This is a genomic window from uncultured Caulobacter sp., assembly GCF_937900395.1.
In the GTDB taxonomy this organism is placed as follows: Bacteria; Pseudomonadota; Alphaproteobacteria; order Caulobacterales; family Caulobacteraceae; genus Caulobacter.
The window spans coordinates 1-5353 of the sequence record NZ_CALCDX010000234.1 but is presented as its reverse complement, the minus strand read 5'-3'; the positions used below and the strand labels follow the sequence as shown (position 1 = coordinate 5353).

6 protein-coding genes are annotated in these 5353 nt (G+C 68.6%); 3 read left to right on the top strand and 3 right to left on the bottom strand.

The genetic code is table 11. The features are described from left to right. Nucleotides 1–221, bottom strand: a 221-nt coding sequence (locus Q0379_RS21040) for a response regulator (protein WP_299016379.1), incomplete at its 3' end; no start/stop codon positions are given. A gap of 217 nt (nt 222–438) precedes the next feature. On the opposite strand from Q0379_RS21040, the gene Q0379_RS21035 reads away from it, so the two are divergent. Both Q0379_RS21035 and Q0379_RS21030 read left to right on the top strand, forming a co-directional pair. Continuing rightward, nucleotides 439–2229 (top strand): M3 family oligoendopeptidase, encoded by a 1791-nt coding sequence (locus Q0379_RS21035; protein ID WP_299016376.1) that lies wholly within the window; start codon nt 439–441, stop codon nt 2227–2229. 141 nt (nt 2230–2370) lie between these two features. Next, a complete protein-coding gene (locus tag Q0379_RS21030) occupies nt 2371–3717 on the top strand; it encodes an AarF/UbiB family protein (protein WP_299016371.1) in 1347 nt (448 codons plus the stop codon). Nucleotides 3718–3857: 140 nt separating this feature from the next. On the opposite strand, the gene Q0379_RS21025 is transcribed toward Q0379_RS21030, so the two are convergent. Both Q0379_RS21025 and Q0379_RS21020 read right to left on the bottom strand, forming a co-directional pair. Beyond that, nucleotides 3858–4454, bottom strand: coding sequence for a hypothetical protein (locus tag Q0379_RS21025; protein WP_299016368.1), 597 nt, complete (start codon nt 4452–4454; stop codon nt 3858–3860). Further along, a complete protein-coding gene (locus tag Q0379_RS21020) occupies nt 4444–4947 on the bottom strand; it encodes an RNA polymerase sigma factor (protein WP_299016365.1) in 504 nt (167 codons plus the stop codon). Before Q0379_RS21020 ends, Q0379_RS21025 begins: the two co-directional genes overlap by 11 nt. A gap of 92 nt (nt 4948–5039) precedes the next feature. On the opposite strand from Q0379_RS21020, the gene Q0379_RS21015 reads away from it, so the two are divergent. After that, nucleotides 5040–5353 (top strand): PaaI family thioesterase (locus Q0379_RS21015; protein ID WP_299016362.1); only part of this gene is annotated, 314 nt, incomplete at its 3' end.

Sequence of the window (5353 nt, the reverse complement as noted above, 5' to 3'; positions counted from 1 at the left end):
AAGCCGCGCGCGCGCATCTCGGCCAGGGCGTCCTGGCCGGACAGGCCGGGCATGACGAGGTCAAGCAGGATCACATCCGCCGGCGCGCCAGAGGTCAGGTGCGCGATGGCCGTGTCGCCGCTGTCGGCGTGCGAGACAGCGAAACCTTCGCGCTCGAGCACGGCCTGGATCAATCGACGTTGGGTCGGGTCGTCATCGACGACCAGCACCGTCTTGGTCATTGGGCACATCCACCAGAACCGGCCACGCCCACATGGAGCGAGGCTCTTGTTGGTTCAGAGTGATACACTCACGGGGTAAACGCCGGCTTTCGGAGAGGTGTCGCGAACCTTAAGGTTTAGGCTTAACAACATCTTATGGCCAAGGCGGCGGATCACTCGTCGGCCAGATGATCTGACGCATTGCGCGGGCGGGGGGCGGAGGCCTATCTGCTGAGCCATGAACGCGCCTTTCAAGCCCGACGCCCCGCCCGAATGGAACCTGGCCGATCTCTATGTCGGCCGCGACGACCCCCGCATCGAGACCCACCTGGCCGCCGCCAAGGCCGCCAATGACGAGCTGGCCTCGCTGGAGGGAATGTTCCTGGAAGCCCGCAAGGAGCCCCAGCGCCTGGGCGTGCTGCTGGATCGCGGGATCACGCTCTATGAGCAGGCCACCAACGGCCTGTGGGGCGTCGGCGCCTACGCCGCCCTGGCGGCTTCGGTCGCGCGCGACGATCCGGCCTGGGCCAAGTTCGAGGCCGACCTGCGCGCCCGCTCGTCCCAGATCGCCGCCGAGAGCCTGTTCTTCACGCTGGAGCTGAACCAGCTGGAGGACGGCGAGATCGCCAAGGCGCTCGAAGCGCATCCCGACGCCGCCCGCTGGGCGCCGTGGCTGCGCCGCGTGCGCCTGTCGCGTCCGCACGAGCTGTCGCCGGAACTTGAGCGCTTCATCGTCGACAAGGCGCCCGCCGTCGCCAACTGGGTGCGGCTGTGGGACGAGACCCTGGCCAAGCTCACGGCCCCCGTCGGCGACGAGAGCCTGACCCTGGCCGAGGCGCTGAACCGCCTCTCCGATCCCGACGTCGGCCGCCGCAAGGCCGCCGCCGAGGGCCTCGCCAAGGCGCTGGAGGAGCGCGTCTCGACCCAGGCCCTGGTGCTCAACACCCTGGCCTTCGAGAAACAGGTCGAGGATCGCTGGCGTCATTACGAGACGCCCGCCCAGTCGCGCCACCTGGCCAACGAGGTCGACGCCGACGCGGTGGACGCCCTGGAGCAGGCGGTGGTCGAAGCCTATCCGCGCCTGTCGCACCGCTATTACGCCCTGAAGGCCAAGGTCATGGGCCTTCAGACGCTGGATTATTGGGACCGCAACGCGCCCCTGACCGCCGCGGCGCCGCGCAACTACGCCTGGGACGAGGCCAAGGGCATGGTGCTGGAGAGCTTCCAGGACCTGGCGCCCCAGTTCGCCGACGCCGCCCGGGTGTTCTTCGACAAGCCCTGGATCGACGCCAAGCCCCGCCCCGGCAAGCAGTCGGGCGCCTTCGCCCATCCGGTGACCGCCGACCGCCACCCGTTCGTGTTCATGAACTACATGGGCGAGCGGCGCGACGTGCTGACCCTGGCCCACGAGCTGGGCCACGCGGTGCATCAGACCCTGTGCCAGCCGCTGGGCACCCTGCTGGCCGACACGCCGCTGACCCTGGCCGAGACGGCCTCGATCTTCGGCGAGGGCCTGGTCTTCGACCGCCTGCTGGCCGAGGCGACCCCGGAAGATCGCAAGGGCCTGCTGGCCGGCAAGATCGAGGATGGCCTGAACACCGTCGTCCGCCAGATCGCCTTCCACCGCTTCGAGCGCCGCTTCCACGAGGCGCGGCTGGAGGGCGAGCTGTCGTCCGACCAGATCGGGGCCCTGTGGCTGGACGTGATGGGCGAAAGTCTTGGCCCGGCCGTGAAGCTGAACGCCGGCTACGAGCATTATTGGGCCTATGTCAGCCACTTCTGCCACGCGCCGTTCTACGTCTACGCCTATGCGTTCGGGGACCTGCTGGTGCGCGGCCTGATGGAGAAGCGCCGCGAGGACCCGGCGGCGTTCGCGCCGCTCTACGAAGATCTGCTCGCGGCGGGCGGGACCAAGACCTATGTGGAGGCCCTGGCGCCGTTCGGGCTGAACCCGCGCGAGAAGGCCTTCTGGGCCGCCGGCTGCGCCCAGCTGGAACGGCTGGTGGATGAGTTCGAGGCTTTGGTGTGAGCGTCCTTCTCCCCTTGTGGGAGAAGGTGGCCGCCGCAGGCGGTCGGATGAGGGGTTTCTCCGACTGCCCGCGCGACCCCTCATCCGTCGCTTCGCGACACCTTCTCCCGCAAGGGGAGAAGGGATTGGAGCGTTGATCTGATGGTGCAAGACCCCGAACGCGACCGCCTCTCGGGCCGCCTCTCGCGCTTCGCGAAGGTCGGCGCGGGTCTTTCCGGCGCCGCCGTCAGCTACGGCGCCAACCGCATGTTCGGCGGCGACGAGGCCGACGCCCGCAACGCCAAGGCGCTGAAGGCGGCGCTGGGCGGTCTCAAGGGCCCGCTGATGAAGGCGGCCCAGATGTTCGCCACGGTGCCCGACCTCCTGCCGCCCGAGTTCGCCAAGGAGTTGGCCGAGCTGCAGACCAACGCGCCGGCCATGGGCTGGCCGTTCGTGCGCCGACGGATGGCGGCCGAACTGGGCGCCGACTGGCAAGGCAAGTTCGCCAGTTTCGAGCACGAGGCGTCCGCCGCGGCCTCTCTCGGCCAGGTGCACCGCGCCACGGCCCACGATGGCCGAGCCCTGGCCGTGAAGCTGCAGTATCCGGACATGCAGAGCGCGGTCGAAAGCGACCTGGGCCAGCTGCGCGCCCTGATCAACCTGTTCAAGCGGATGGACGGCTCGATCGACCCGTCGGAGATGATCGTCGAGATCGGCGACCGCCTGCGCGAGGAGCTGGACTACGCCCGCGAGGCCAAGCTGATGGCCCTCTACGGAACCTTCTTCGCCGGCCGCGAGACGATCCGCACGCCAACACCGGTTCAGGAGCTATCCACGGGGCGCCTGCTGTCGATGACCTGGCTGGACGGGCAGGGCCTGCTCACCTTCAAGACCGCGCCGCAGGAGGTCCGCGACCGCATCGCGGCCCTGCTGTTCGAGGCCTGGTGGAGCCCGATGACGCATCTCGGCATCATTCACGGCGACCCGCACCTGGGGAACTACACCTTCGCAGGAGAGGGCGCGGCGCACCTGAACCTGCTGGATTTCGGCTGTATCCGCATCTTCCCGCCGAAGTTCGTGGCCGGGGTGGTGCGGCTCTATCGCGCCCTGTCCAACGACGATCGCGCCGAGCAGATGGAGGCGTACCGCACCTGGGGCTTCCAGGGTCTGACCGACGAGCTGGTCGACACCCTCAACGTCTGGGCCCGCTTCATCTACGGCCCGCTGTTGGACGACCGGGTCCGCACCGTCGCCGACGACGTGCCGCCCGGCGAGTACGGCCGCCGCGAGGCGTTCAAGGTGCGCCAGGCCCTGAAGGCGGTCGGCGGCGTCACCATCCCGCGCGAGTTCGTGTTCATGGACCGCGCCGCCATCGGCCTCGGCGCGGCGTTCCTGCACCTTGGCGCCAGCCATAACTGGCGCCGGATGTTCGAGGCCTCGCTGGAAGGCTTCTCGGAAGAGGCGGTGGCCGAGCGGCAGGCCAAGGCGCTGGCGGCGGTGGGAATCTAGAAATCCGATCTTCCCGGCGAATGCCGGGACCCAGATCTCAAAGCGCCTGATCTAATGGGAGGCGCGCCGCGTGCTTAGAGCCCACTTCAACACTCTTCCATCTGGGCCCCGGCATTCGCCGGGGAAATCGGAATGGTGGGTTATTCATACTCCTTCAGCAGCGCCTCTAGCCGACGCTGTTCGGGCTTCATGACCCCGAAGTAGCGCGCCGTGTTCCAGGTGACGCTGGCGCCGAGGGCCAGGCCGAAGACCAGCAGCATCTGCCAGGCGTCGCGCTCGCTGGCCTTGCCGACCTGGTGCAACTGCGTGACGCTAAACAGCATCGGGACAAGGAAGACCGGCAGCATCATCAGGAAGATCTTCAGATTGGTCCGCGCCCGCCGGTTGGCGGAGAGCATGGCCGCGAGGGTGTCGCGCATCGATCCCTGATCCTGACTGCGCCGGTGGCGCAGCAGCACGCCGGCCACGAGAACCGCTCCCAGGACCAGCCAGCAGACGCCCAGCATCACGAGGGCGCCCCACTCGCGGGCTGGATCCATGCGCCCCTGGGCGATCGCCCGGACCGCGATGGCGGTGAAGATCGACATGGTGACCGCTGGGATGGCGAACAGCAGGATCTCGCCGCGGCGGCGGGCCTTCAGAGACTTCATGACTTCCTCCATCAGATAGGCCTGGACGCGGGCGTCGGGCGTGTTGGCGGGCGAGCGCCAGGCGGCCTCGAGACGGTCAAACTCCATGGTCGGCCTCCTCCACGAGGCTGGCGACGCGCTGGCGGATCCGGGTCAGCCGCGCCCCGACATTGGTTTCCGAAAGGCCATGCAGACGGGCGATCTCGAGGTAGGAGAGGCCGTCCAGCGACAGCAGGATCAGCGAGCGGTCCACCGGCGGCAGCTGGCGGATGGCGGCGTAGAGGCGCTCCAGCAGGACGCCCTGCGGGTCGGTCCCCGCCTCGCGCTCGGCGAGCCCGGCCTCGATCGCGACGCCGCGCAACCGTCGGCGCGCCTCGCCCCGCCGCCAGGTGAGGGCGGCGTTGTGGGCCACGCGGTGGACGAAGGTGCTCGCGGCGCTTTCCGCCCTGAACCTCGGTCGCGCCTTCCACAAGGCCAGCGACATCTCCTGCAGCAGGTCGTGCTGGTCCGCGGGATCGGCGAAGGCCCGCGCCGTCCGGTGCAGCATCGGCAGATGCGGCGCCAGCCAGTCGGCGAAATCCCTGTCAGTATCCCGGCCCATCGGTCCCCCGTTTCGAAGAGGTTAGACGCCGGCCGGTCCGCCGTCCTTACGGAAGGCTTCCCCTTTATTCAAACGCTCGTTAGCCTGACCTTATGTCCGACGACCTGACAGACGCCCAGACAGCCGCGATCCCAGAAGGCTTCTCGCAACTGAACTGGTCGCGAGGCTTTGGTCGCCAGATCGGCCCCCTGTTCGAGCATAGCGAAGGCCCCGGCCAGGCGCGCCTGGCCTTCCGCGTCGAGGAGCACCACACCAACGGCCTGGGCAACTGCCACGGCGGCATGCTCATGAGCTTCGCCGACATGGCCTGGGGCCGGATCATCTCGCTGCAGAAGTCCTACAGCTGGGTCACGGTGCGGCTGATGTGCGACTTCCTGTCGGGCGCCAAGCTGGGCGACTGGGTGGA

Excerpts from the sequence above, each read along its gene's own strand:
- Q0379_RS21035 (WP_299016376.1), top strand. The coding sequence starts at position 439 with ATGAACGCGCCTTTCAAGCCCGACGCCCCGCCCGAATGGAACCTGGCC.
- Q0379_RS21030 (WP_299016371.1), top strand. The coding sequence starts at position 2,371 with ATGGTGCAAGACCCCGAACGCGACCGCCTCTCGGGCCGCCTCTCGCGC.
- Q0379_RS21025 (WP_299016368.1), bottom strand. The coding sequence starts at position 4,454 with ATGGAGTTTGACCGTCTCGAGGCCGCCTGGCGCTCGCCCGCCAACACG.
- Q0379_RS21020 (WP_299016365.1), bottom strand. The coding sequence starts at position 4,947 with ATGGGCCGGGATACTGACAGGGATTTCGCCGACTGGCTGGCGCCGCAT.